This is a genomic window from Proteus hauseri ATCC 700826, assembly GCF_001654965.1.
In the GTDB taxonomy this organism is placed as follows: Bacteria; Pseudomonadota; Gammaproteobacteria; order Enterobacterales; family Enterobacteriaceae; genus Proteus; species Proteus hauseri.
The window spans coordinates 116,965-142,798 of the sequence record NZ_LXEV01000016.1; the positions used below are offsets into that span (position 1 = coordinate 116,965).

Consider the following 25,834-nt stretch of genomic DNA (forward strand, 5'->3'; position numbering starts at 1 on the left):
TATAACGGTGATGATAGAGAATACTTAATTAATATAGACTTTAATTTTAATATAAGTAAAATTTATAGATTAATTTGTGTTTATGAGTAATTGCATAAATATGTCTATATCGAGCGAATGGCAAGAATGGATTAATAAAAACAGTCAGTTAATGATTCATCCTGCTAACTATGAAGTTTTATTTGTAGAGAAAATTCTGAGTCAGATACCAGAATTAAAAGCTTGTCATTTACAAGCTCAATTTCCATTTAAAGACCAAGATAATCGATCTCGTCGTATAGATTTTATGGTGTTAGATGAAAGCAAAGGAATTCGTTTAGCAATAGAAGTTGATGGGTTATCCAAAATACAATCACATAATAATGCAATTGATTATTATAGTTTTGGAGACTTATTAAAAAGACAAAATGCATTGCTTAAAAATGTAGGTTGTATGTTATTGAGGTACTCTAATCAACAATGGCGTTATCAACCTAACTTTGTTATTAATGAAATTAGAAATGAATTATTAAAACAAGAAATTGATTATTCAAAAGCAATGGAAGATAAAATTAAAGAAATAAACTATAGAACAGATTTAGAATTAAGGCTTAATGAAAAAATACTGGAAATATCACAATTAAAAGAACATAAAGAAAAAGTAGACGATATTTTAAAAGAAAAAAACAAAATTATTAATTTTAATCTTAAATTAAAAACAAAACTAGAAGAACAACAAAAAATTACTTTAATAACACAGTCGTTAAGAGAAAAAACATTACATGAATTAGATTTATTTAGAAAAGGTCTAAATGATGCAGAGAGAAAACAATTTTCATCAAATCGCAAAGTAATAACATTGGTGGAAGGAAGCAAAAAGTTATCTGAAACAGAAAAAGATAAAATAACGAGTGTCGCTCTTGGTGAATTAATAGGAATAAAACCCAACGAAGCGCTGGGTACGCTAAGTGAAGAAAAAAACAATGAATTTAAAAATAATATAATAAAGCTATTAGATGAAAATAAAGAGAAATCACAAAAGCAAAATAAAATTTCACTTCTTTTTTCTTTCTCCGCATTATTTATTGTTATTATTTCTGCTATATATCTTTATGATAATAAAACGATAGAAAATAAAATTAATCATGATAATAATTCTGTTTTTTGACAGGGAGTAAAGAGAGTCAGCTGATTGATATAAAAGATGAAAAACAATATATTTCACCGATAATAGAAGAAACAATATCAGCAAGTGAAGCCTATAATTATATAGGTGAAGAAAAAATAGTTTGTGGAAAATTAGAACAAATAAAATCATTTAATAAAATGACCTTATTAAATATTGATAGCCATTACTCTAATATATTGTTTAATGCAATTATATGGGATGATAATGCAAGAGAGTTTACCGGAATTAATTTAAAGTTGGGGAAGCCAATATGCATTAACGGTATTATTAGTGAGTATAATGGAATTCCAAGAATTACTTTGAAAGAAAAATCACAGTTAAAGGGATAAGATAATCATGAATTTCTTTAAAATAATATTAGTTATTTTGCTATCAATACCAACAGCTTTTGCTAGCTCATCAATTAATGCTAATAAAGCGCCATTTCATGTAAATGAATCACTGTTAGTTTGTGGCGTTGTTTTTGAAGTAAGAGATCTAAATAAACGAATATTAATAAACTTAGACAATAAATATCCAAATAAAAATATTACTTTTTTAATTTGGAAGAGTGATTTGGGTATGTTTAATAAAAAATTTGGTTCATTGTTTTTATTAGAAAATAAAAAAATATGTGGATTTGGTAAGATAGAGGAATATAAAGGGCACTTACAGATTATCATAAAAAAAGAACAATATTTAAGATTAATCAATTAATAAATTTATAACCACTAAAGTAAGAATAGATATTAGCGGTTATAATAAATTACTTATCTCCAAAACCAGTAAATTCATCTTGATAATTATAAATACCTGGTGGTAATACAAGTTGTTTGGCGACTTCGGCAGCAGCTTCTTTACTTTTTAAACGCTCAATAATTTTTAGCGCAAAATCAATAGACGTTGCCGGTGCTTGGCTAGTAATTAAGTTAACTCTTTCATCAAAATAGACACGGTAATCAACCCATTTCTTTGGCGATATTTTATTCTTTAATGCAGGAAATCCCGTCATATTTCCAATAGGAAAAATATTATGATGTTCAAGAATAATAGCAGGAGCTGCGCAGATAGCCGCAACAAGTTTATTTTCGCTGTGCATACGGCGCACTTTTTCAACCACTAATGGGCTGTCTTTTAATGTTTCAGAGCCTTGTAATCCACCGGGTAAGATTATCGCATCATAGTGATGATCAACTACTCGAACAAGTGGTGCATCCGCGACAAGTTTGATACCTCGTGAACAAGTAATAATTAATTCATCAACGTCATCTTCAGCGCTGGCTAATACAACTTTGATTCCCGCTCTAATCAATAAATCTGCTGTCGTAACAACTTCAGTTTCTTCACTGCCATTAGCTAGGCAGATGAGTGCTGATATGGTCATAATTGCCTTCCTTTTGTTTTATAAATTGAAAAAGACGGTTATTTTCTGGCAATACGAGCCCTTGCTCTGATGCGCGACGTAATAGATAACCTGTAATGTAATCGATTTCTGTGTGACGCTGATATTTTATATCTTGATACATGGATGAATAATTATTAGCAGTTTGTTCTATTGTATCAATAATATAGCCATGTAAATGCATCTTTGAAGTTGGAATAACACCTTCTCTTTCCATTACTTGGTAAACCTCATCACACACTGTTTGAATATGTTCGGGGTAACGGAGCAAATCACCATTTCGACATTGATAAAAAACGGTTAAAGGATTAATAACACAATTTACAGCTAGCTTGAGCCAGCTAATAGTATGGATATCATTGTGCCAAGCTACATCAGGGAGTGCGTGGTGTAAGATTTCTGCTAAAAAACTATATTGGCGAGCAGCAAAATTAAGAGGTCCTATATGGGTGATACCTTCTGCTGAATGAATAACATCTTGTCCTTGCTGGTAAGCACCATGTGTAATGACACCTTGTAAAATAGCTCTAGCTGTCGGGGGTTCAGAGACAGGAAGTTCATCGATAGTTCCCATTCCATTGTGAATTAATAGAATAGGACATTGTGCAGAAAGATGAGGTAAAAGGTTATTAACAGCATCTGAAACTTGCCAAGATTTTAGGCAAACAATAAGTAATTCACACTCTTTTAATACTTCTTTTTGATTAGCAAAAATACGTTGATTAAATGCATGACCTTTAATGGAGTCTACATTTACCTCTAAAAAAGATTGAGGAACTCTAAGCCATCCTTGTACTTCATGCGATTGAAGTGTGAGTGCGGCAATCCAAAGTTTACCTATTGAACCACATCCTAATACGGTAATTTTCATTGAGTCTTTTCTCCTGTTAAATGGCAAACAGGTGGCTATGCATTATTTGTCCAACCGCGTTGTCATGAAAATTATATCATTGATTAAGCTTGGCTGTTTAAAGTATGTTTGCTTTCAAATGATCAATAAAGAGTGCTATTCGGTGCTCAATACTTTTTTGCTGCCTTAAAAACAGCTATTATTCGGGTTGTATTTATTTATTGAGGAAGAAAGAATGCCATCTTTTGATATTGTATCTGAAGTTGACTTACATGAAGTGCGTAATGCGGTTGAAAACGCACAACGTGAACTGACGACTCGTTGGGATTTTCGTAATGTTGAGGCTAGCTTTGAGCTAAACGAAAAAACAGAATCCGTTAAAACAACCAGTGTATCTGAGTTTCAGGTTCAGCAGTTATTAGATATTCTGCGTGAGAAAATGGCAAAAAGAGGGATCGATGGTGCCGTGTTGAATATCCCTGAAGAGATGACTCACAGCGGAAAAATGTATAGCGTAGAAGCGACATTAAAGCAGGGCATTGATGCAGCGCTGGCAAAGAAGATTGTTAAACTCATTAAAGACAGTAAATTGAAAGTTCAGGCTCAAATCCAAGGTGAACAAGTTCGTGTTACTGGTAAATCTCGCGATGATTTACAAGGTGTGATGAAATTAGTGCGAGAGGGTGAATTAGGGCAACCTTTTCAATTTAATAATTTCCGCGATTAATTTTTTCATTAAGAAATGCGCTGTTTACCAGCGCGTTTTCATTTCTATTGTTTATTTACACTCTACAGCTATTTATTACACAGAAAGCACTAAAGATTCTAATGTGGCTCTTGGGGTCTGTTTGGTATCAACTTTAATATAAGCGCTTTGCTCATTTGCAATAATAACAACTTCATTGACACCGGGTTGTTGACTAAATAATTGTTGAAGTTGTTGCTGTTGTATTGGCGATAAGCCTGTTGGTAGTTCGACTCGCAAGCTACTGACATAAGGTGGTTGGCGTAATGTTAAGCTAATAGCAAACCACATAACGGCAATAAGCAAACAACCGCCAAAAACAATCTGTGCATCATAATGTTGATATAACCATCCACCTAAAATACCGCCTAGTGCAACGCCTAGAAATTGGCTGGTGGAATAAACTCCCATTGCTGTACCTTTATAACCGGCAGGGGCTTCTTTGCTAATAAGTGAAGGCAATAAAGCTTCCATAATATTAAAGCCAATAAAGAAGATTTGGATCCCTGCAATAATTAACCATAGTGTTGAACCAGAGCTAATTAAAATTACTTGAGCAATCATGAGTAAAAAAATACAGAACAAAAAGATCTGTTTCATTTTACGTTTTTTCTCTGCATAAATAATAAAAGGTAAAACGGTAATAAATGCAATTAGCATTGTTACTAGATAAACAATCCAATGTTTTTCTGGTGCTAAACCCGCTTTGCTCATTACTAAAGGAAGTGCGACAAATGCTGCCATTAACAAAGTATGCAGAGAGAAAATACCCGCATTGAGCTTAAGAAGTTGTGCATCAAATAAGACTTTTTTTACACTACCACGAACAAAACTCGACTCACGGTTAAGAATATGATTTTCACTATTAGGTACTGTGAATAAAGTAATAATGATACCGCAGAAAGCGAGTAGTGCGATTCCCCAAAATAGACCATTTAAGCCAATAATGTTGGCCAAAATAGGGCCTAAAACCAGCGCTAAAGCAAAGGTAATACCAAAACTAATACCAATAAATGCCATGGCTTTAGTCCGATTTTGCTCTCTGGTTAAGTCTGACAATAAGGCCATTACGGCAGAAGAAATTGCACCCGCACCTTGTAATGCTCGACCAATAATAATGCCGTAAATATTGTCACTTAACGCAGCAATTAGGCTACCTAAAATAAAGATAATCAGGCCGAAAATAATCATTGGTTTTCGGCCAAATTTATCAGAGAAGAAACCAAATGGAATTTGAAAAATAGCTTGTGTTAAACCATAAATACCAATGGCTAATCCGATAAGTGATTCTGTTGCGTGTTGTAGCTGGAGCCCATAAGTGGTTAAAACTGGAAGTACCATAAACATGCCAAGCATGCGAAGAGAGAAAACAGTCCCTAGCCCCCAAGTTGCTTTGCGCTCTAGTGGGGTCATTTTATTATCATTCATGGATTACCTCATATTACTGATACCCCATTGTAATGACATTTCTTGGTGAGGTTAATCAATAAATGGTATTCAAAAAAGGTAAAACTGTACTGATACGACTTTAAACAGTAATAAATAATAAAGAAAATGCCAGTCAGACTCTGACTGGCATTATTTAAGCTATCTATTGAAAATGCATTATCTTAGATATGCAAATACAGTTTCGGTTGAACTTGTTGGATCAACAGACATCATCACGCTAAGCGAAGTAATGGCAACGATAGAGAAAATAAATAATTTTCGTGCCCATACTTTATCATTAGTCGCTTTATAGCCGGATAACGCCATGCCTAACCACCAAATACTGACAGCTGAAGCCACAATCAGGTATTTATAACCGGCGTAACCCACCAGCGTTAGCATTAATGTTGCAATCATAAACGCTAAAATATAAAGAATGATATGGCGTTTCGCGACTGAAATACCTTTTATAACAGGTAATACAGGAATGTTCGCAGCTTGGTAGTCTTTAAAACGAAATATAGCGATAGCATAAGAATGAGGCATTTGCCACAAGCTAAAGATTAATAGCAAGATCATCGCACCAGCATCAAACTCACCACTGACAGCACAATAGCCGATAACTGGTGGAGCAGAGCCAGATAAGCTTCCGATTAGGGTGCCATAAACAGATTTACGCTTCATATAAAGGCTATATACCCCTACATAAATAATAAAGCCAAATACAGCGATATACATAGCAAGTGGATTTGCGGCTACATAGAGCAGTACAACACCTGCAATACCTAATACGGCAGCATAAATAAGACTAACTTGTGGATCGATCAATCCTTTAACTAATGGGCGGTTCTTCGTTCTTTCCATGATACGGTCAATATCACGGTCAATATAGTTGTTAAAAACACAACCAGAAGCAACGACCAGAGATACCCCAAGTAAAGTCGCGAAAAAGAGGGGGTAATCAATCTCGCCTTTAGAGGCGAGAAGGAAACCACCGATAACAGAAATTAAATTACCGAAGATAATTCCTGGTTTGGTGACTTGTAGGTATTGCTTAATCATAATAACAACCCTTAATCCATCATCATATTGATGTTCAGGTTGTACATAATCCACAGTGAGCCTACTACGACAATACCGATAATAAGCAGTGTGAACAAGAATGCAGTAACGTTCCAACGCTCTTCTGAAGAAGTGTTCATATGTAAGAAACAAACTAAATGAACCACAATTTGCACGACGGCCATGCCGACGACAGTCCACAGAATAGTTGCTGGTGTTGCTGTTCCTTCCATTACCATCCAAAAAGGAATAACGGTAAGGATAACTGACAGAATAAAGCCAATCAGATAAGACTTCATACTGCCGTGGCTTGCGCCTGAAGGAGAGGTATTAGAATGACTCATTACATAGCCCCCATCAGATAAACTACAGTGAAGACACAGATCCAGACAACGTCAAGGAAGTGCCAGAACAGGCTTAAACAGCTTAAACGAGTACGGTTTACTTCTGTTAGACCACGACGTGAAACCTGGATCATCATGATTACAATCCAAATTAAGCCCGCAGTAACGTGAAGACCATGCGTTGAAACTAAAGCAAAGAAAGCTGATAAGAATGCGCTACGGTCAGGACCATAACCTTCTGCGATTAATTCATGGAATTCATAGACTTCCATGATGACAAAACCTAAACCGAATAAGAAAGTGACAAATAACCAAAGATTAACTCGGCTGACACTACCTTTATTCATGCTCAGCATGGCAAAACCAAAAGTAATACTACTAAACAACAGTAAGAAGGTTTCTACCAAAACAAAAGGTAAGCTAAAAATTTCTTTACCTGATGGGCCATCTGCAATTCCGTTAACAAGCACCGCATAAGTTGCGAATAAGCTAGCAAACAGAATAAGGTCGCTCATTAAGTAGATCCAGAAGCCAAATACTTTCGTTGCTCCTGCATCGTGATGCCCATGATGCTCATGGGCGTTTGCGTTATTTACAGTTTGAGTAGACATTATTTCACACCTGCTTCTTTCAGTTCTTCATAATGCTTATTCTCGATAGCTTCAATCTCTGGGACTTGAACGTAGTAATCAACATCAGTATCAAAGCTCTTAACGATCCAAGTCACGATCATGCCAGCGAAGCCAACGATAGCTAACCACCAGATATGCCAGATCATGGCAAAACCAAGTATTAAGCTAAATGCCGAAATAATCACACCTGCACTTGTGTTTTTAGGCATGTGGATTGGCTCATATTTAGCAGGGCGTTGATAAGCAGTACCCTTTTCTTTTTGATCCCACCAATCATCACGAGTTTTAACTTGTGGTTCTGTAGCGAAGTTATAGAAAGGTGCTGGAGAAGAGATTGACCATTCCAGAGTACGCCCACCCCACGGGTCACCGGTTAAATCGCGGTTTTCATGACGGTCACGGATACTAACGTAAATTTGTACTACTTGACATGCAATACCGATAGCAATCAGCACCGCACCACCAGCAGCAACGAGTAGCATTGGGTTAAATTCTGGGTTGATGTTTTGGCTTAAACGACGAGTCATACCCATAAAACCAAGGATATACAGCGGCATAAATGCCATAAAGAAGCCGATAAACCAGAACCAGAATGCACGGATACCCCATTTTTCATTTAGTGTGAAGCCAAATGCTTTAGGGAACCAATAAGTCATACCCGCGAAACAACCAAAGACAACACCACCAATAATAACGTTATGGAAGTGCGCAATTAAAAATAGGCTGTTATGTAAAACGAAGTTTGCGCCAGGAACGGCTAATAGAACACCTGTCATCCCGCCGACAGAAAAAGTGATCAGGAAGCCGATAGTCCATAACATTGGGCTTTTATACTCAATGCGACCTTGGTACATCGTAAACAACCAGTTGAAGATTTTAACCCCGGTAGGTATGGCGATAATCATAGTGGCTATACCAAAGAAGGCATTGACGTTTGCACCCGACCCCATAGTAAAGAAGTGGTGTAACCAAACAATAAATGACAATACGGTAATAACCACGGTCGCACCTACTAATGAGGTATAACCAAATAGCCGTTTTTTCGAGAATGTTGCTGTAACTTCAGAGAAAACACCGAAGACAGGAAGAACAAGAATATAAACTTCTGGATGACCCCAAGCCCAAACTAGGTTGATGTACATCATCATGTTACCGCCCATATCATTGGTAAAGAAATGCGTACCAAGATAGCGGTCTAAAGTGAGTAGGGTGATAGTGACGGTCAAAATTGGGAATGCAGCAATAATCAGGACGTTAGTACATAACGCTGCCCATGAGAATACTGGCATTTTCATCATGCTCATACCAGGTGCACGCATACGCAAGATAGTCGCGAAGAAGTTAACACCTGTTAGTAGCGTACCAATACCGGATATCTGTAAACTCCATATCCAATAATCGACCCCGACCCCCGGATTGTATTCCAAACCAGAAAGTGGCGGATATGCTAACCAACCTGTCTGTGCAAATTCACCAATACCCAAAGAGATGTTGATAAGCAGCACGCCGACAACAAAGAACCAGAAGCTCAATGAGTTTAAGAATGGGAATGCAACGTCACGCGCACCAATTTGTAGTGGAACGACAAGGTTCATCAAACCAACAACAAAAGGGGTTGCCATGAAGAAAATCATGATAACGCCGTGAGCTGTAAAGATTTGATCATAATGATGTGGCGGTAAGAAGCCTGCTTCACCCGCAGAGGCGAGCGCCTGTTGGCTTCTCATCATTATCGCATCGGCAAAGCCACGGAACATCATGACCATCGCTACGATGATATACATAATACCAATTTTTTTGTGGTCAACGCTGGTTAACCACTCGCTCCATAACCATTTCCATTTACGGAAGTAAGTTAAAGCGCCAACAACAGCAAGCCCACCCAGAACGATACCAATTAATGTAATAATAATGATTGGTTCGTGTAGCGGTATTGCATCGAGAGTTAATTTTCCGAACATGCTTTTATTCCTCTGCTCCTGCATGTGCCGCATGGCTCATGTTCATATTCATCGCCGCATCAGAGTGCTGTTGTGCTGTCTGATCGTTGCCACCGTGAGCACCATGTCCAGTGTGTCCAAATTTAGATATGGTCTCTTGGAATAACATTGGCTTCACGCTTGAATAGTAGGTCACTGGATTTTTCTGGCTTGGTTTAGCAAGTTCATCAAATGCAGCGGTCGTATTTAATGTATCTGATGATTGTTTTACTTTCTCAACCCATGCATCAAAACCCGCCTGATCAGGCGTTGCTATTGCAGTAAATTTCATATCAGAGAAGCCATGTCCGCTATAGCTTGCTGACATACCTTGATATTCACCAGGCTCATTTGCAATAAGATGGAGTTTGGTCTGCATTCCTGCCATCGCATAGATTTGGCCACCTAAGCGAGGAATAAAGAATGAGTTCATTACAGAGTCAGATGTGATTTTGAAATTAATAGGAACATTAGTAGGGAAAGCCAGTTCATTAACTGTAGCGATACCTTGTTCTGGGTAGACAAATAACCATTTCCAATCCATTGAAATAACTTCAATAGTAATTGGTTTTACTGTTGAATCTAGTGGTTTATAAGGATCAAGCTCATGGGTTGTTTTCCATGTAATGCTCGCCAAAATCACGATAATGATAATTGGCACAGTCCAAACGACGAGTTCAATTTTATTTGAGTGAGCCCAGTTTGGGCTATAAGTGGCTTTAGTATTGGATTCACGGTAGCGATAAGCAAAAACGATCACCATCACAATTACCGGTATCACAACAATTAACATTAAACCAAGAGCGATAAGGATTAATGTTTTTTGTTCAGCGCCGATAGCGCCTTTGGGATTCATTAACGCCATGTCACAGCCACTGAGTAAAAGTGCAGCTGCTAATAGCGAGAGTGTCCCAATACTTTTTATGTATTTCATAAGTCTCATCCAACGACCCAAATGACAAAGGTTCTATTGTTGTTTCATCAGTATCAGTAAGGACATTTTACGGTAAGGTTGCGGCAGTGTAAACAATTGTAATGGTAAGTGGGTGAATGGTTGGTCTTTTGTGTTAATGTGATCACAAGTAATCAAACTATTACGTAAATGTTAATTTAATTATTGGATATTAACGAGATTTTCATAAAATAACATGTTTCTAAAATAAATACATATTTTTACAAATAAAATCGTAGAAAAAAATGTAAGAAATGATGTTTTGTTTGAAAAATATTCAATTGGAGGTCAGAGGAGAGTTGATGAAGTGAATTTTCGTTATACTGATGTTTAATGTCACTCTTTGGTTATAACTTGAAGTTTAGTATTGAAATATATCTTTTTATCGAGTTTAAATATCTAACAAGAATAATGGCTATTAATAGTGAAAAAGACATTACAGCGGATAAATAGACATCCACCGTAATAAAAATTAACAATTAGTTATTAAAAGTTATATTTTAAGCTATAAACAATACCGTCTTGTAAGAAGTTTTCTCCTAACTTTTTATACGCATAACGATATTGAACACCAGTCGTAATAGAAGGAGTTACGTGCCACCAAAATGCTAAAGCGCCATTAAATCCATTTTTCCCTCCATTGCCATAATTTTTATTACGGTTAAACTCCATTTCATGCCAATTAGTCAGGCTAAATTTTTGCTGATATAAAGAAAAATCATATCCAGCAACCCAACCTGCCACATAGCCGTTGTTACCGGAATAAAAAGTTTGGTCAACATAATGAAAGGCAATAAAAGGTTTAAACCATAAATTAGCAAATTGGGTATTATAACCAATCCCATAAAGTGTATTTATTTCATGAAAATTCCCTCCATATTTTTGACTTGGTAGTGACCAGACACCATAGACATGGCCATAAAGATTAAAATTACTCTTTCCTAGATAAATACGCCCAGTCGTTTTCGTTGCATAGCGTTGATTATGTCCTGGTTGAGTGATTCGGCGATTAAATGGATTCTCTAAATCAAAAAATCCATAAAACTCACCCCATGAAAAATTAACGCCTCCTTCTAGTTCTAAGTAAGCAAAATCATCTTTATGCGTAGTATTGCCTGTTTTGTGTGTTGTGTGTTGTGTCCAATCAAGGTAGTTAATACTGCTACTAGCGAATCCCCCTAAATAATTGGCTTGAGCTGATAATGAAAATATAGTTGCGATAACAAATAGAGACGTTTCTTTTATCATAAATTAACTTTAGATTTATTGATGGATTATAATTAAGGTGAATTTGTTTTTTTATTTATTTTGGAATTATAATTTATTAAATTATCTTTTGTAAATTATTATGCTGCTTGCTGGGTTGTTTTTTAGAATGTTAATTTGAATTTTTTTGTCGCAATATTTATATTATTTAATTTATTTTTATTATTTCACGGTGGGTGCAGTTTTGCTAATTTATTTTAAGTGAAGAAAGATGTAATTAATAAGGTATTTAAAAGCTTTTTTTGGTCAAAATATAGCGATAACTGAATAAAAATACCTCACGACACAGCAGTGAAGGGATAGTATCATTGCGCGATATCTGTTTTTTTACTTTATTTACTTATTATTCGGAATTTTCATTGTGACCTCATTTGCTGAACTTAACGCACTTCCTACCGAACAACTTGATAACCTAAATGAACTTGGTTACTTAACTATGACACCTGTTCAGGAAGCTGCTTTACCAGCAATTCTGGCAGGGAAAGACGTCCGTGCTCAGGCAAAAACAGGAAGTGGCAAAACTGCTGCTTTTGGTTTGGGATTATTACAACACATCGATGCTAAACAATTTAACACTCAGTCATTAGTGCTGTGTCCTACACGCGAGCTGGCAGATCAAGTCGCTAATGAATTACGCCGTCTTGCTCGTTATCTTCCTAATATTAAGGTACTAACACTATGTGGCGGTGTGCCTTTTAGCATCCAGCGTGATTCGCTTATTCATGCCGCTCATATTATTGTAGCGACACCTGGTAGATTGCTTGATCACCTGAGAAAAGAGACTGTAACTTTAAGCGATGTTAAAACTCTCGTGCTTGATGAAGCAGATCGCATGTTGGATATGGGTTTTTTTGATGATATCAATAGTATCATCAATCAGATGCCAACACAGCGTCAAACATTACTATTCTCAGCAACATGGCCTGATGAAATTGCAGCAATTAGTCGTCGAATTCAACAAAATCCATTAACAATTGAAATTAACTCAGTTGATGAATTACCCGCTGTTGAACAACAGTTTTATGAAGTGTCTCGCTATGGAAAAGTTGGATTATTACAAAAATTATTAAGTCGTGAGCAACCGGCTTCTTGTGTTGTATTTTGTAATACCAAAAAAGATTGCCAAGAGGTTTATGAAACGCTAACAGAAAGCAACCAAAGTGTGCTTGCTTTACATGGTGATATGGAACAAAGAGAGCGAGATCAGACGCTAATCCGCTTTGCTAATGGTAGTTGTCGAGTGTTGGTTGCAACCGATGTTGCAGCGCGTGGACTTGATATTAAAGCGTTAGAAATGGTAATTAATTACGAATTATCATGGGATCCTGAAGTTCATGTACATCGTATTGGCCGTACTGCTCGCGCTGGCGAAAGTGGATTAGCTATTAGTTTTTGTGCACCAGAAGAAATTCAACGTGCAAATGCATTAGAAGAAATGCTTCATATGAAACTTAATTGGTTAACAGTACCAAATGCTTTACCAATCACACCTCTTGAAGCGACGATGGCAACAATTTGTATTGATGGTGGTAAAAAAGCAAAAATGCGCCCAGGTGATATTTTAGGGGCATTAACAGGTGATATGGGTTTTAATGGCGCCGATATTGGCAAAATTATGATTAACCCAACTCATGCCTATGTTGCGGTAAAACAATCCATTGCTAAACAAGTATGGAAACAGCTGCAACAAGGTAAAATTAAAGGTAAATCAGTTAAAGTGAGATTGTTTAGATAAATAAGTTTTAACGGCGATTTATCAAAATAGAATAATAAAAGGACAGCATTAGCTGTCCTTTTGCATTGTGGGTAATAAATTATTTAGTTACTTATTAATTAATGTACTGTTTTTCTTAATGCTAAATAATCTAATACTGTGCCGACAATAAGGCTAATAGCACCGATAATCACACCATATAAAAAGAGATTTGTTGCCCAATTACTTAGCATTTCAGTGTCTATTTTTTGAATGAATGCAACAGATTGCAGCATAGTAAGACCTGTTAATGAATTAATAATCACTAACGTTAAGCTGCATAAGAATAAAAACACAGTAAATATCAAGCCATAAATAGCAAAATGGTATTGTTTAATAAATAGCGTTCTTCGAAGAAACTCGCCTGTTTTTTGTGTATAAATAAGGGTATCTTTTGCAATTAACAATAAGAAAAGCCCAGGTACAGAAGCAATAATAGAAAAAAGGTAAAAGGCTTCCCAACCATGACTTTCTACATACCAACCAGCTACAGGACCAACATAAACACGGCCAATTGCAGAGAGTGCTGAAAGTAAGGCAAATTGAGTCGCTGAGAATGATTGATGGCAAAGTGTCATTAATAGTGCAACAAAAGCCGCTGTACCCATACCACCACAAATATTTTCTAATGCAACCACTGCGCCCATGGTATAGATATTTTGTTCTGAAATAGCTAAATACCAATAACCAATATTTGAACCACCTTGTAAAATACCAAAAAACATTAACGCTTTGAATAAACTCCAGTTACGCATTAATAAACCACCCAATAAAGCTCCTACAATAGTGGCTGCTAATCCGAAAGTTTTATTAATTAACCCAACTTCACCGGCATCAAAGCCAACACCTCTAATTAAAAAGGTTGTACTAAGGCTAAGAGCGAAAGCATCGCCCATTTTATATAGCACAATGAGTAATAAAATTAGCCATGCATTATTGCGTGAAAAGAATTCATATAACGGTTTAACAACGGCTTCAGACAGTGTTCGTGGTGGTTTTGCTGCCATTTGGGGTTCTTGTGCTAACAAAGTAGCTAAAATACCGATACCCATTAATGCTGCCATTAACCAATACATATTTTGCCAGCCAATATATTTATCAGCTAACCATAAAGCCATACCACCAGAAACTAACATTGCAATACGATAGCCAAGAACAGATACCGCAGCCCCTGTACCACGCTCATCAGCTTTTAGAATATCGGTTTTATAAGCATCGAAAACAATATCTTGAGAAGCGGAACAAAAAGCAACAACCACCGCTAAAGAAGCGAGCCACCATAAATGGCTTGTTGGATTTAAAAAACCCATTCCTGCGATACCCGCTACAAGACCTATTTGTGTTAATAACATCCAGCCTCGGCGTCTACCGAGAAAAGGCGGAGTATAACGATCCATAAACGGGGACCAAAGAAATTTAAATACATAAGCCTGTCCCACCAATGAGAAAAAACCAATAGTTTTTAAATCAATGTTTTCTATTGTCATCCATGCTTGTAATGTTCCTGCGGTTAACGCTAAGGGCAAGCCAGAAGTGAAACCTAATAGAAGTAAAATAAATGATTTATACCATGTGGTTTGTTTAAAGGCGGGCTGAACCATGCAAAATTCCTTTTGGCTGCCTGTAAAAAGTGACAGGCAGTGTTGTAATTTAATTAGCGAGCATTAGATTTGATAAATTGGCTCACTGAAGAGTCCTTTGCCATATCACTGACAAGTTCAGTTAAAACATTATTAATTGCAGCTGCGATTTTTTCGTTGGTTGCACCAAATGGGCCTTGAACGTTATAGCTAGTGCGGAATGTTTTGGTGGTTGAGTTTCCACTTGGCAAAGTAACAATAATGGATACATCAGCCATTGTACTAATGTTATGGCGCACGCTGCCTTCACCTACATCTGCTTTTAGTTTATTGATAGTAATAATGACATCTGCGGCAGCCGGAGAGCCAATCATAAAACCACGAGCAGTCATTTGCTTTTGTAGAATTTCTTGCATTAAAAAAGCCACGTCACGAGTCGGCACAAGCGAATCTAACTTACCATTGCGGTTAATTTCCGCTAAGGTTTGAGATGGACGTTTATCTTGGCTTGAGATATTCAGTGAAATTGGTCGCATAGTAGGATCGGCTGCTGGTACTGATAACTTAGGCTCTATCGTCAGTTTATTGGTCGGTGCAGCACAACCCGCAAGCATTGTTAATGCAAAAAAAGCACAGAGTAAATTTTTTATCATGGGATAATCTCAGTTAAATATATCTGCTGATTTTAGCAGCAGAAAGGATGATTAAATTGAGTCTATCATACCACTGCTAATGAGCCGCTAATATCCCCTCAAAAGATGAAATTATCTGATTTTATCAATTGATTTTATTTCAAATTAACGTCTTTTATATCATGTCTTTTAACATTTTTAAGCCAAGTATTTTACTCAAGATGAAAAATAGGCGATTATCATCAGCAAAGTTGAAAGAAGTTAAGAGTGTTATTTTATCGAGGCAGAAATGATCCATGATGATATTGAGAATAAGCTGATTTCACGCTTTTCACCGCATTTTTTACAAGTAATAAACGAAAGCCATCGTCATAATGTGCCAGATGGTTCTGAAAGCCACTTTAAAGTGATCATTGTCAGTGATACTTTTAATGATAAGCGCAGTGTTTCTCGCCATCGTGATGTATACCAAACACTAACACATGAGCTTGATAATGGTGTTCATGCACTCGCATTGCATACATTTACACTTAGTGAATGGAATGAGCAGCAAGATAAAGCATTACGCTCTCCAGGATGTCGTGGCGGCAGCCAAGAAGATTAACTAAGTTGTAGTTAACTGCATTCAAATTAATTCTAGGATGCGTGTTTTTTGTTCTTTATGGGATGAAAAAGGAACGGTAAGCCCGTTTTCGCGAAAAAATTGCGGAATAAAACGGCTCTTTCTCGACTCACCCCCTCTAGATCGTTATAATGTCGCGTCTAATTTTCAGTAAGGTTTCGGGATGCTTCTGATATCAGGGATCCTCGTTTTTTTAAATGTGGCGGCCCCGGTTCTGAAACAAAAAGATAAGCGCGAATATGCAATGTCATACGCACTTCTTTAAAGTAGACCGAGCACTAAAACTTATTTTGAGGTAACAAGATGCAAGTTTCTGTTGAAACGACTCAAGGCCTAGGGCGTCGTGTCACAATCACCGTACCAGCCGCTGATATCCAAACTGCTGTAGACAGTGAACTGAAAAAAGCTGCTAAAACTGTTCGCATTGATGGTTTCCGTAAAGGTCACGTTCCAATGTCTATGGTTAAACAGCGTTACGGTATGTCTGTACTGAATGATGTTCTGGGTGATTTGATGCAGCGTAATTTCATTAACGCTATCATCGAACATAAAGTAAACCCAGTTGGCGCGCCTGATTACAAACCAGAGCAGTACAAAGAAGGCGAAGATTTTGTTTACGCCGTAGAATTCGAAGTTTTCCCAGAAATCGAACTGAAAGGTCTGGAAAGCATTGAAGTTGAAAAACCTGTTGTTACAGTAAAAGACGAAGATGTCGACAACATGTTGGAAACTCTGCGTAAACAGCAAGCTGAGTGGAAAGATAAAGACGGTGAAGTTGCAGCTGAAGATCGTGTAACTGTAGATTTCAATGGTTCTATCGACGGTGAAGAATTCGAAGGCGGAAAAGCTGAAGATTTCGTATTGGCAATGGGCCAAGGCCGTATGATCCCAGGTTTTGAAGATGGCGTTATCGGTCATAAAGCTGGTGAAGAGTTCACTGTTGATGTGACTTTCCCTGAAGATTACCATGCTGAAAACCTGAAAGGTAAAAAAGCACAGTTCGCTATCAACCTGAAAAAAGTTGAAGAGCGTGAACTGCCAGAATTAACTGAAGAGTTTATCAAACGTTTCGGTATTGCTGATGGTTCTATTGAAGGTTTACGTGCAGAAGTACGTAAAAATATGGAACGTGAACTGAAAAATGCAATCCGTACTCGTGTTAAATCACAAGTGATTGATGGTTTAGTTAATGCAAATGAAATCGATGTTCCTGCAGCCGCAGTTGACAGCGAAATCGAAGTTCTGCAACGTCAAGCAGCACAACGTTTTGGTGGTGATGAGCAACAAGCTCTGCAATTACCTCGTGAATTGTTTGAAGAACAAGCTAAACGTCGCGTGATCGTAGGATTACTGTTAGGCGAAGTGATCAATACTAACGAACTGAAAGCCGAAGATGAGCGCGTTAATGCACTGATCAACGAAATGGCTTCAGCTTACGAAGATCCATCAGAAGTTGTTGAGTTCTACAACAAGAACGAACAACTGATGAATAATATTCGTAATCTTGCGTTAGAAGAGCAAGCGGTAGAAAAAATCTTAGCAAATGCTAAAGTATCTGAAAAAGAAACTGGCTTCACTGAACTGATGAATCAAGTTCAAATGGGCTAATTTTTAACCGCGATTAACGGTTTGAAGCAAAAACCCGTGGTTTTTACCACGGGTTTTTTTCAGTTTATGTATTTTTATCAAATTTTGTCTTGAAATTTGAGCGATTATCTCCAGATAATTCTATATTCTCTTTATCACTCCTCGCGAGGCGCCTTGAATGTCTTGTGAGAGATTAGATCATTAGAAATGGTCATGATCAATTATCTCAAGTAAAATTGTTGTCATTGGCACCAATAAGAATGCAATAGGAGACAGACATGTCATTTAACGACTCACAGGAACAATTCGCACCTAATATGGCTCTGGTGCCGATGGTTATCGAGCAAACTTCGCGTGGAGAACGTTCTTACGATATTTATTCTCGTTTACTAAAAGAACGTATTATTTTTCTGACAGGTCAAGTCGAAGACCATATGGCAAATCTAATTGTTGCCCAAATGCTGTTTTTAGAAGCAGAAAATCCAGAAAAAGACATCAACTTGTATATTAACTCACCAGGTGGTGTTATTACTGCGGGTATGTCGATTTACGATACTATGCAATATATTAAAGCAGATGTAAGTACTATTTGTATGGGCCAAGCTTGTTCAATGGGGGCGTTTTTATTATCTGCTGGCGCAAAAGGTAAACGTATCTGTTTACCAAATTCACGCGTTATGATTCATCAGCCTTTAGGTGGTTACCAAGGTCAGGCAACAGATATTCAAATCCACGCACAAGAAATTTTAAAAGTGAAATCTCGTATGAATGAGTTAATGGCTCAACATACAGGTAAATCTATTGAAGAAATAGAGAGAGACACTGAGCGTGATCGTTTCTTATCTGCGAATGAAGCGTTAGAATACGGTTTAGTGGATAAAGTTTATACGCAACGTAGCTAATAAATTTAAAATGTTTCCTTTGTGTTTATAACGACATAAAGGAAATGAATATCTCCATTTATTGAAAAAGTCTTTCTTCTTCTTGTGAAATCACAGGAAGAATAACTAAGTGAGGTTGACTGATGACAGATAAGCGCAAAGATAGCTCAGGGAAGCTTCTGTATTGCTCTTTCTGCGGGAAAAGCCAGCATGAAGTGAAGAAACTGATCGCTGGTCCGTCGGTTTATATCTGTGATGAATGTGTTGATCTTTGTGTTGACATCATTCGTGAAGAAATAAAAGAACTGGCACCTCATCATGAACGCAGTGAATTACCAACGCCACATGAAATCCGTAAACACCTTGATGACTATGTTATCGGTCAGGAACTCGCGAAAAAAGTGTTGGCGGTTGCCGTTTATAATCACTATAAGCGTCTGCGTAATGGTGATAAAGCCAATGGTGTTGAGCTTGGAAAAAGTAATATTCTGCTAATTGGGCCAACCGGTAGTGGTAAAACATTATTAGCAGAAACACTGGCTCGTTACCTTGACGTACCTTTTACAATGGCAGATGCCACAACACTGACTGAAGCTGGTTATGTAGGTGAAGATGTTGAAAACATTATTCAAAAACTCCTACAAAAATGTGATTACGACGTACAAAAAGCACAACGTGGTATTGTCTATATTGATGAAATTGACAAAATCACCCGTAAGTCTGAAAACCCATCAATAACACGCGATGTTTCTGGTGAAGGTGTACAGCAAGCATTGCTGAAATTAGTTGAAGGTACGGTGGCATCTGTTCCGCCTCAAGGTGGACGTAAACACCCACAACAAGAGTTTTTACAGGTTGATACTTCTAAAATTCTCTTTATTTGTGGTGGTGCTTTTGCTGGGCTAGATAAAGTTGTTGCACAACGTTTAAATACCCATTCTGGCATTGGTTTTGGCGCAGAAGTAAAAAGCCAGAATGAAAAAGCCAGTGAAGGTGAATTGCTTGCTCAAGTTGAACCAGAAGATCTGATTAAATTTGGTTTGATCCCTGAGTTTATTGGACGTTTACCTGTAGTAGCAACGTTAGGTGAATTAAGCGAAGATGCACTGATTCAAATTCTACAAGAACCTAAAAATGCACTGACAAAACAGTATCAGGCACTGTTTAATTTAGAGGGTGTAGATTTAGAGTTCCGTAAAGAAGCACTAACAGCGATAGCGAAAAAAGCGATGGTACGCAAAACGGGTGCTCGTGGTTTACGTTCTATTGTTGAAGCGGCATTACTTGATACGATGTATGATCTGCCTTCATTTGAAAATGCGCAGAAAGTTGTCATTGATGAAGGTGTTATCAATGGAAAATCTGAGCCGTTGATTATTTATAGTCAACCAGAAAATCAGGCATCAGGTGAATAATTCACCGTACATTGGCAATGTCTCTTGTCTGACATTATCTTTTTTCTCTCACTAAAAGGGTGAGAAAAGTAAGATAAAGCGCGCCAACGTGATAAAAATGAGGGATTTTTCCCTCATTTTGTTTTTTTAATGGGTAAGGCTATTGAATGTCAGAAAAGTGCCCTTATATATTTTGACAATCCGTGGAATTAATTTTATTTGGTGACATGCGAATAAAATTACCTGTAAAAGCGTTAAGCTAAAAACGAAGAGAGAGCTCTATGAATCCTGAGCGTCCAGAACGTATTGAAATACCTGTATTGCCATTACGTGATGTCGTTGTATATCCGCATATGGTGATCCCGTTGTTTGTTGGTCGTGAAAAATCAATTCATTGCTTAGAAGCTGCGATGAACGACAACAAACAAATCATGCTGGTTGCGCAGAAAGATGCATCTACTGATGAACCAGGTGTTAATGATCTTTTTTCTGTCGGTACAGTAGCATCGGTTTTACAGATGCTAAAATTGCCAGATGGAACAGTTAAAGTGCTTGTCGAAGGTATTCGTCGTGCCAAAATTACGACGCTATCGGATAACGGTGAATATTTTCAAGCGAAAGCAGAGTACCTTGAAACTCCCGATGTTGATGAGCGCGAACAAGAAGTACTAAATCGTACTGCGATTAATCAGTTTGAAGGTTATATCAAACTGAATAAAAAAATTCCGCCAGAGGTATTAGCCTCTTTACATGCTATTGAAGAATCGGCGAAATTAGCAGACACCATTGCTTCTCATATGCCGCTGAAACTAAAAGATAAGCAAGCTGTGCTTGAAATGTCTGATGTTACGGAACGCCTTGAATATTTAATGGCGATGATGGAGTCAGAAATCGATCTGTTACAAGTTGAAAAACGCATTCGTAACCGCGTTAAAAAACAGATGGAAAAAAGCCAACGCGAGTACTATCTCAATGAGCAGATGAAAGCAATTCAAAAAGAATTAGGCGAGATGGATGATGCGCCTGATGAAATGGAATCGCTGAAACGTAAAATTGATGCTGCAAAAATGCCAAAAGAGGCAAAAGAAAAGACAGAAGCAGAACTTCAAAAATTGAAGATGATGTCGCCAATGTCTGCAGAAGCAACAGTGGTACGTAGTTATATCGATTGGATGGTTCAAGTTCCGTGGAATAGCCGTAGCAAAGTGAAAAAAGACTTAGTGAAGGCGCAAGAAGTACTTGATACGGATCATTATGGCTTAGAGCGTGTTAAAGAACGTATTCTTGAGTATCTCGCGGTACAGTCACGTGTCAGCAAAATTAAAGGCCCAATCCTGTGCTTGGTAGGACCTCCTGGGGTGGGTAAAACCTCGCTGGGTCAATCTATTGCTCGTGCGACAGGTCGTAAATATGTTCGTATGGCATTGGGTGGTGTACGTGATGAAGCGGAAATCCGCGGTCATCGTCGTACCTATATTGGTTCAATGCCGGGTAAACTTATCCAGAAAATGGCGAAAGTTGGCGTTAAAAACCCACTTTTCTTGTTAGATGAGATTGATAAAATGTCATCGGATATGCGTGGTGATCCTGCATCTGCACTGTTAGAAGTGTTAGATCCAGAACAAAATATCGCATTTAATGACCATTATCTGGAAGTGGATTACGATCTTTCTGATGTGATGTTTGTGGCAACGTCTAACTCGATGAACATTCCAGCACCGCTGCTAGACCGTATGGAAGTTATCCGCTTATCAGGTTATACCGAAGACGAAAAGCTTAATATTGCTAAACAGCATTTGCTGCCAAAACAGATTGAGCGTAATGCGCTGAAAGAGAGCGAGCTGAAGATCCATGACAGTGCAATTATGGGTATTATCCGTTATTACACACGTGAAGCGGGCGTACGTAGCTTAGAACGTGAAATTTCTAAACTGTGCCGTAAAGCAGTTAAACAATTGCTTATGGATAGCACCATAAAACATATTGAGATTGACGAAGATAATCTCAAAGACTACTTAGGTGTACGTAAAGTTGACTACGGTCGTGCTGATACGGAAAACCGGGTTGGTATGGTAACAGGCTTAGCGTGGACTGAAGTTGGTGGTGATTTACTGACCATTGAAACTGCGAGTGTTCCGGGTAAAGGTAAACTAACCTTTACAGGTTCATTAGGTGAAGTAATGCAAGAGTCAATTCAAGCAGCGATGACCGTTGTTCGTGCTCGAGCTGATAAACTTGGCATCAATGGCGACTTCTATGAAAAACGCGATATGCACGTACACGTGCCTGAAGGTGCGACACCAAAAGACGGCCCAAGTGCAGGTATTGCCATGTGTACAGCGCTGGTTTCCAGTTTAACCGGAAATCCAGTTCGTTCGGATGTTGCAATGACGGGTGAAATTACGTTACGTGGACAGGTATTGCCTATCGGTGGATTAAAAGAAAAGCTACTTGCAGCACATCGTGGTGGAATTAAGACAGTTCTTATCCCTGATGAAAACAAACGTGATTTAGAAGAAATTCCTGAAAATATTGTTGCGGATCTGGATATTCACCCAGTGAAAACAATTGAGGAAGTTTTATCGTTAGCTCTGCAAAATTCGCCTTTTGGCATGGAAGTAGAGACTAACAAATCTCACTAAATAGTGATGTTAGTCATAAATTATAGCTAAAAGTAAGGCTGGATAAGCAATAAAAGCTTGCCAGCCTTTTTTTGTGTCGCTAATTTAATGAGGATTTTAATTAATAATGCTGTTTTATCGGTCTTGCTATATCTAAAAAGGCTTGATATAACGACGTTTGCAAAATTTACCATTATTGGTGAAAAATAACGCATAAAATTATGGGGATGAAAGCGTGAACAAAACTCAACTGATCGACAAAATCGCTGCAAATGCAGATATCTCAAAAGCAGCTGCAGGTCGTGTTGTAGATGCACTGGTTGCTTCAATCACTGAATCTTTACAAAAAGGTGATGATGTAGCATTAGTAGGTTTCGGTACTTTCACTGTGCGTGATCGCGCAGCGCGTACTGGCCGTAACCCACAAACGGGTAAAGAAATTCAGATTGAAGCTGCAAAAGTACCTGCATTCCGTGCTGGTAAAGGTTTAAAAGACGCAGTAAATCAGTAATATTTTGAGCGTTATCTCTATACACTTGTAATAACAATATTGTTATCAGTAGACAGAAAGCGTATCAATTAAGAAATTAAGCGCATCTTAAATAGATGCGCTTTTCTTTTTTTAGGTTCTAAATAGCGATTAAACCTTGTATTCTCTGGCGATAACGCGTGAAACTAGAGTAGTCATTTGATAGAATAGCGCGTTGTTCTATAACCGAAATAGGCAGCAATGAATGATTCAGTGGTTAGTTAAATGATTGTGTTAATCAATGAATCAAATAATGCTGTTTATTTTGTTCCTGGTTATAGACTGTGCATGTTAAGGCTGTACGTTTAATACGGGACTGGCTATTTCTATGGATTGTCGCGTGGTGTGACATTTTGATATTAGGCCAGCAATGAGCATATTATTTTTCGCTGTGCTCAAAATAGTCGTGCAACACTGATAAAAATAATTTTTTATTTCACCAAACGGAGCCTAGTCTCGTTATGATGGACAACATTCGTTCAACTGCTAATAATCCATTTATCAAGGTATTACTGGCTGTGATCATCCTCTCTTTCGTCCTAACTGGTGTGGGCGGATATTTATTTAGTTCCGGCGTTAATGATGCTGCAGAAGTTAATGGGCAAAAAATTAGCCGTTCTCAGTTAGAACAGACTTACCAGCAACGTCGTGCTCAATTACAACAAGATATGGGTGAGAATTTTGCCGCACTTGCTTCATCAGAAGAAGGGCAAAAATTAATTCGTCAACAATCTTTAGACTTGCTAATTAACCAAGCATTACTTGACCAATTTGCGCAAGAGCTTGGTATTTCAGCGGGCGATCAGCAAATTAGAGATGCAATCTTTGCACTGCCTTACTTTCAAACTGATGGCAAATTTGATAACAAAAAATATGTCGATTTATTGAAAAGTAACCATATTGATGCAGATGCTTTTGCTGAAGGTATTCGCCAAAACTTAATTAATCAGCAACTTAAATATTCAATTCAAGGTACTGATTTTGCGTTAGCAAGTGAAGTCAATTCATTTGCAGGCTTAATGTTACAAAGCCGCAATGTGCGCTTAGCAACATTAGATATTCAATCATTCCTTGAAAAACAAACAGTAACAGACGAAGAAATTAAAGCGTTTTATGAACAAAATGCTCAGATGTTCGTTGCACCAGAACAAGTTAAAGTTAGCTATATTCAACTGAATGCACAAAAAGACCTTAGCAATATCAATATTTCTGATGATGAAGCTAAAGTTTATTACGACAGTAATATCAGTGAATTTACAGCGCCGGGTCAGAAAAAATATAGCATTCTTGTTTTAGCTGATGAAGCTGCCGCAAAAGCTGCTGAAGAGGAACTGAAAAAAGGCGCTGATTTCATTACATTAGTGAAAGAAAAATCAATAGATACCTTTTCAGCTAAACAAAATGGTTCTTTAGGATGGATCACTATTGGGCAAGAATTACCCGAACTCGCTAACGCAAGTTTAACTGAAGTAGGACAAGTCTCTACACCTGTTAAAATTAGCAATGGTTATGCTATTTTCCGCCTAGATGACATGAAAGCCTCTGTAGTTAAGCCTTTTGCTGACGTTAAAGATGACTTAATTGCGAAAATGCGTGAAAACAAAGCTATTGATGATTTTTTTGCGCTGCAACAAAAAGTAAGTCAAGCTGCATCTAATGACAACGATACGTTAGCGCCAGCGGCTACAGCTGGAAATGTAACTGTTGTTGAGACTGATTGGTTTGATGAAAATACTGTTCCTGCAGCACTGAGCAATGAAAAACTGACTCAGTTAATTTTTGGTGGCTCATTAGTTGATGAAAATGGTCCAACAGGAATGAACTCAGACATGATCACACTAGGCAATGACAGCGCATTTATTGTGCGTGTTGAAGGTTACAAACCTTCAGCAACTGAGCCACTAGATAAAGTTCACGACAAAGTGGCTCTTTTAGTAAAACAGCAAAAAGCCTCTCAAGTGATGAATGCAGAAGCTCAGAAATTATTGGCTGCGTTAAAAGAAGGTAAAGGCGAAGAAGCAATGAAAGCGGCCAATATCTCTTTTGGTGAAGTTGAAAGTATTGTTCACTCATCAGCAACGGATGCAGTACAAAGCGCTATTTTTGCTATGCCAAAGCCGATTGAAGGCAAAAAAGAATATGGTATGTCGAATGTACCAGGAACCAAAGTGGTTCTTATTCAATTAGACAGCGTTACAGAGGGTAAACCCACACCTGAACAGTTAGAATTTATGACTAACCTGTATCGTGCTCAAATGGGTGAGGATGCGCTACAGTTAATGCTGAGTGATTTAAGAGAAAAAGCAAAAATTGAAATCTTTGATAAAGATTATCAATAAATATTACTCTATGTATTAATTTTAAAACCCAGCGTGAAGCTGGGTTTTTTTATACTTAAAAAGTATTCGCTAAAATAAAAAATAATATT

At 37.5% G+C, this 25,834-nt stretch carries 23 protein-coding genes; 12 read left to right on the plus strand and 11 right to left on the minus strand.

Annotated elements, in window-relative coordinates:
- Nucleotides 1-100 precede the first annotated feature (100 nt).
- From M997_RS05100 to M997_RS05110, 3 genes are read left to right on the plus strand one after another with little or no spacing between them, the layout of a single operon-like run.
- Nucleotides 101-1,147 (plus strand): hypothetical protein, encoded by a 1,047-nt coding sequence (locus M997_RS05100; RefSeq protein ID WP_064719033.1) that lies wholly within the window; start codon nt 101-103, stop codon nt 1,145-1,147.
- Nucleotides 1,144-1,497: a hypothetical protein gene (locus tag M997_RS05105; RefSeq protein WP_064719034.1), complete on the plus strand. Its 354-nt coding sequence runs from the start codon at nt 1,144-1,146 to the stop codon at nt 1,495-1,497. The genes M997_RS05100 and M997_RS05105 overlap by 4 nt, the downstream gene beginning before the upstream one ends.
- 7 nt (nt 1,498-1,504) lie before the next feature.
- Nucleotides 1,505-1,864, plus strand: a complete 360-nt coding sequence (locus tag M997_RS05110; protein WP_082918389.1) for a hypothetical protein — start codon at nt 1,505-1,507, stop codon at nt 1,862-1,864.
- A 49-nt stretch (nt 1,865-1,913) separates the two neighbouring features.
- On the opposite strand, the gene yajL is transcribed toward M997_RS05110, so the two are convergent.
- Both yajL and panE read right to left on the minus strand, forming a co-directional pair.
- A complete protein-coding gene (yajL, locus tag M997_RS05115; protein WP_064719035.1) occupies nt 1,914-2,531 on the minus strand; it encodes a protein deglycase YajL in 618 nt (205 codons plus the stop codon).
- Complete coding sequence (gene panE, locus M997_RS05120) at nt 2,500-3,420, minus strand: 2-dehydropantoate 2-reductase (RefSeq protein WP_064719036.1); 921 nt, start codon at nt 3,418-3,420, stop codon at nt 2,500-2,502. Before panE ends, yajL begins: the two co-directional genes overlap by 32 nt.
- A gap of 214 nt (nt 3,421-3,634) precedes the next feature.
- Between panE and M997_RS05125 the strand changes: the two genes are divergently transcribed.
- Nucleotides 3,635-4,126, plus strand: coding sequence for a YajQ family cyclic di-GMP-binding protein (locus M997_RS05125; RefSeq protein WP_064719037.1), 492 nt, complete (start codon nt 3,635-3,637; stop codon nt 4,124-4,126).
- Between the two features lie 75 nt (nt 4,127-4,201).
- On the opposite strand, the gene M997_RS05130 is transcribed toward M997_RS05125, so the two are convergent.
- The 7 genes from M997_RS05130 to M997_RS05160 form a co-directional block, all read right to left on the minus strand.
- On the minus strand, nt 4,202-5,572 hold the full coding sequence (locus M997_RS05130; RefSeq protein WP_064719038.1) for an MFS transporter: 1,371 nt from the start codon (nt 5,570-5,572) through the stop codon (nt 4,202-4,204).
- A 177-nt stretch (nt 5,573-5,749) separates the two neighbouring features.
- Complete coding sequence (gene cyoE, locus M997_RS05135) at nt 5,750-6,634, minus strand: heme o synthase (RefSeq protein ID WP_064719039.1); 885 nt, start codon at nt 6,632-6,634, stop codon at nt 5,750-5,752.
- A gap of 11 nt (nt 6,635-6,645) precedes the next feature.
- A complete protein-coding gene (locus M997_RS05140) occupies nt 6,646-6,978 on the minus strand; it encodes a cytochrome o ubiquinol oxidase subunit IV (protein WP_064719040.1) in 333 nt (110 codons plus the stop codon).
- On the minus strand, nt 6,978-7,589 hold the full coding sequence (locus M997_RS05145) for a cytochrome o ubiquinol oxidase subunit III (RefSeq protein ID WP_064719041.1): 612 nt from the start codon (nt 7,587-7,589) through the stop codon (nt 6,978-6,980). The genes M997_RS05140 and M997_RS05145 overlap by 1 nt, the downstream gene beginning before the upstream one ends.
- Nucleotides 7,589-9,571, minus strand: a complete 1,983-nt coding sequence (cyoB, locus tag M997_RS05150; protein ID WP_064719042.1) for a cytochrome o ubiquinol oxidase subunit I — start codon at nt 9,569-9,571, stop codon at nt 7,589-7,591. The genes M997_RS05145 and cyoB overlap by 1 nt, the downstream gene beginning before the upstream one ends.
- 4 nt (nt 9,572-9,575) lie before the next feature.
- Nucleotides 9,576-10,532, minus strand: coding sequence for a cytochrome o ubiquinol oxidase subunit II (cyoA, locus tag M997_RS05155; protein WP_064719043.1), 957 nt, complete (start codon nt 10,530-10,532; stop codon nt 9,576-9,578).
- Nucleotides 10,533-11,027: 495 nt separating this feature from the next.
- Nucleotides 11,028-11,789: a nucleoside-specific channel-forming Tsx family protein gene (locus M997_RS05160; protein WP_064719044.1), complete on the minus strand. Its 762-nt coding sequence runs from the start codon at nt 11,787-11,789 to the stop codon at nt 11,028-11,030.
- Nucleotides 11,790-12,168: 379 nt separating this feature from the next.
- Between M997_RS05160 and dbpA the strand changes: the two genes are divergently transcribed.
- Nucleotides 12,169-13,542 carry an ATP-dependent RNA helicase DbpA gene (dbpA, locus tag M997_RS05165; protein ID WP_064719045.1) on the plus strand — a complete coding sequence of 458 codons (1,374 nt, stop codon included), beginning with the start codon at nt 12,169-12,171 and terminating at the stop codon, nt 13,540-13,542.
- Nucleotides 13,543-13,640: 98 nt separating this feature from the next.
- Here the strand turns inward: dbpA and ampG are convergent, their stop codons facing one another.
- Both ampG and M997_RS05175 read right to left on the minus strand, forming a co-directional pair.
- The gene (gene ampG / locus M997_RS05170) at nt 13,641-15,161 is read right to left on the minus strand and encodes a muropeptide MFS transporter AmpG (protein ID WP_064719046.1); all 1,521 of its coding nucleotides are present in this window, start codon (nt 15,159-15,161) and stop codon (nt 13,641-13,643) included.
- 53 nt (nt 15,162-15,214) lie between these two features.
- Nucleotides 15,215-15,793, minus strand: coding sequence for a YajG family lipoprotein (locus M997_RS05175; RefSeq protein WP_064719047.1), 579 nt, complete (start codon nt 15,791-15,793; stop codon nt 15,215-15,217).
- Nucleotides 15,794-16,061: 268 nt separating this feature from the next.
- Between M997_RS05175 and bolA the strand changes: the two genes are divergently transcribed.
- The 7 genes from bolA to ppiD all read left to right on the plus strand — a co-directional run bounded on the left by bolA (nt 16,062) and on the right by ppiD (nt 25,745).
- Nucleotides 16,062-16,376: a transcriptional regulator BolA gene (gene bolA / locus M997_RS05180; protein ID WP_064719048.1), complete on the plus strand. Its 315-nt coding sequence runs from the start codon at nt 16,062-16,064 to the stop codon at nt 16,374-16,376.
- Nucleotides 16,377-16,697: 321 nt separating this feature from the next.
- The gene (gene tig / locus M997_RS05185; RefSeq protein ID WP_064719049.1) at nt 16,698-18,002 is read left to right on the plus strand and encodes a trigger factor; all 1,305 of its coding nucleotides are present in this window, start codon (nt 16,698-16,700) and stop codon (nt 18,000-18,002) included.
- A gap of 257 nt (nt 18,003-18,259) precedes the next feature.
- Nucleotides 18,260-18,883: an ATP-dependent Clp endopeptidase proteolytic subunit ClpP gene (gene clpP / locus M997_RS05190; RefSeq protein ID WP_064719050.1), complete on the plus strand. Its 624-nt coding sequence runs from the start codon at nt 18,260-18,262 to the stop codon at nt 18,881-18,883.
- Nucleotides 18,884-19,005: 122 nt separating this feature from the next.
- Entirely contained in the window at nt 19,006-20,277 is a 1,272-nt protein-coding gene (gene clpX / locus M997_RS05195) for an ATP-dependent protease ATP-binding subunit ClpX (protein ID WP_064719051.1), read from the plus strand.
- 260 nt (nt 20,278-20,537) lie between these two features.
- Nucleotides 20,538-22,898 (plus strand): endopeptidase La, encoded by a 2,361-nt coding sequence (gene lon, locus M997_RS05200; protein ID WP_064719052.1) that lies wholly within the window; start codon nt 20,538-20,540, stop codon nt 22,896-22,898.
- A 214-nt stretch (nt 22,899-23,112) separates the two neighbouring features.
- Nucleotides 23,113-23,388, plus strand: coding sequence for a nucleoid-associated protein HU-beta (gene hupB / locus M997_RS05205; protein ID WP_036911695.1), 276 nt, complete (start codon nt 23,113-23,115; stop codon nt 23,386-23,388).
- A 479-nt stretch (nt 23,389-23,867) separates the two neighbouring features.
- On the plus strand, nt 23,868-25,745 hold the full coding sequence (gene ppiD / locus M997_RS05210; protein ID WP_064719053.1) for a peptidylprolyl isomerase: 1,878 nt from the start codon (nt 23,868-23,870) through the stop codon (nt 25,743-25,745).
- Nucleotides 25,746-25,834 lie beyond the last annotated feature (89 nt).

Excerpts from the sequence above, each read along its gene's own strand:
- ppiD (WP_064719053.1), top strand. The coding sequence starts at position 23,868 with ATGATGGACAACATTCGTTCAACTGCTAATAATCCATTTATCAAGGTA.
- clpP (WP_064719050.1), top strand. The coding sequence starts at position 18,260 with ATGTCATTTAACGACTCACAGGAACAATTCGCACCTAATATGGCTCTG.
- ampG (WP_064719046.1), bottom strand. The coding sequence starts at position 15,161 with ATGGTTCAGCCCGCCTTTAAACAAACCACATGGTATAAATCATTTATT.
- cyoA (WP_064719043.1), bottom strand. The coding sequence starts at position 10,532 with ATGAGACTTATGAAATACATAAAAAGTATTGGGACACTCTCGCTATTA.
- lon (WP_064719052.1), top strand. The coding sequence starts at position 20,538 with ATGAATCCTGAGCGTCCAGAACGTATTGAAATACCTGTATTGCCATTA.
- M997_RS05140 (WP_064719040.1), bottom strand. The coding sequence starts at position 6,978 with ATGAGTCATTCTAATACCTCTCCTTCAGGCGCAAGCCACGGCAGTATG.
- M997_RS05130 (WP_064719038.1), bottom strand. The coding sequence starts at position 5,572 with ATGAATGATAATAAAATGACCCCACTAGAGCGCAAAGCAACTTGGGGG.
- M997_RS05145 (WP_064719041.1), bottom strand. The coding sequence starts at position 7,589 with ATGTCTACTCAAACTGTAAATAACGCAAACGCCCATGAGCATCATGGG.
- yajL (WP_064719035.1), bottom strand. The coding sequence starts at position 2,531 with ATGACCATATCAGCACTCATCTGCCTAGCTAATGGCAGTGAAGAAACT.
- clpX (WP_064719051.1), top strand. The coding sequence starts at position 19,006 with ATGACAGATAAGCGCAAAGATAGCTCAGGGAAGCTTCTGTATTGCTCT.
- M997_RS05175 (WP_064719047.1), bottom strand. The coding sequence starts at position 15,793 with ATGATAAAAAATTTACTCTGTGCTTTTTTTGCATTAACAATGCTTGCG.
- panE (WP_064719036.1), bottom strand. The coding sequence starts at position 3,420 with ATGAAAATTACCGTATTAGGATGTGGTTCAATAGGTAAACTTTGGATT.
- cyoB (WP_064719042.1), bottom strand. The coding sequence starts at position 9,571 with ATGTTCGGAAAATTAACTCTCGATGCAATACCGCTACACGAACCAATC.
- cyoE (WP_064719039.1), bottom strand. The coding sequence starts at position 6,634 with ATGATTAAGCAATACCTACAAGTCACCAAACCAGGAATTATCTTCGGT.
- M997_RS05160 (WP_064719044.1), bottom strand. The coding sequence starts at position 11,789 with ATGATAAAAGAAACGTCTCTATTTGTTATCGCAACTATATTTTCATTA.
- M997_RS05125 (WP_064719037.1), top strand. The coding sequence starts at position 3,635 with ATGCCATCTTTTGATATTGTATCTGAAGTTGACTTACATGAAGTGCGT.
- M997_RS05110 (WP_082918389.1), top strand. The coding sequence starts at position 1,505 with ATGAATTTCTTTAAAATAATATTAGTTATTTTGCTATCAATACCAACA.
- tig (WP_064719049.1), top strand. The coding sequence starts at position 16,698 with ATGCAAGTTTCTGTTGAAACGACTCAAGGCCTAGGGCGTCGTGTCACA.
- M997_RS05100 (WP_064719033.1), top strand. The coding sequence starts at position 101 with ATGTCTATATCGAGCGAATGGCAAGAATGGATTAATAAAAACAGTCAG.
- bolA (WP_064719048.1), top strand. The coding sequence starts at position 16,062 with ATGATCCATGATGATATTGAGAATAAGCTGATTTCACGCTTTTCACCG.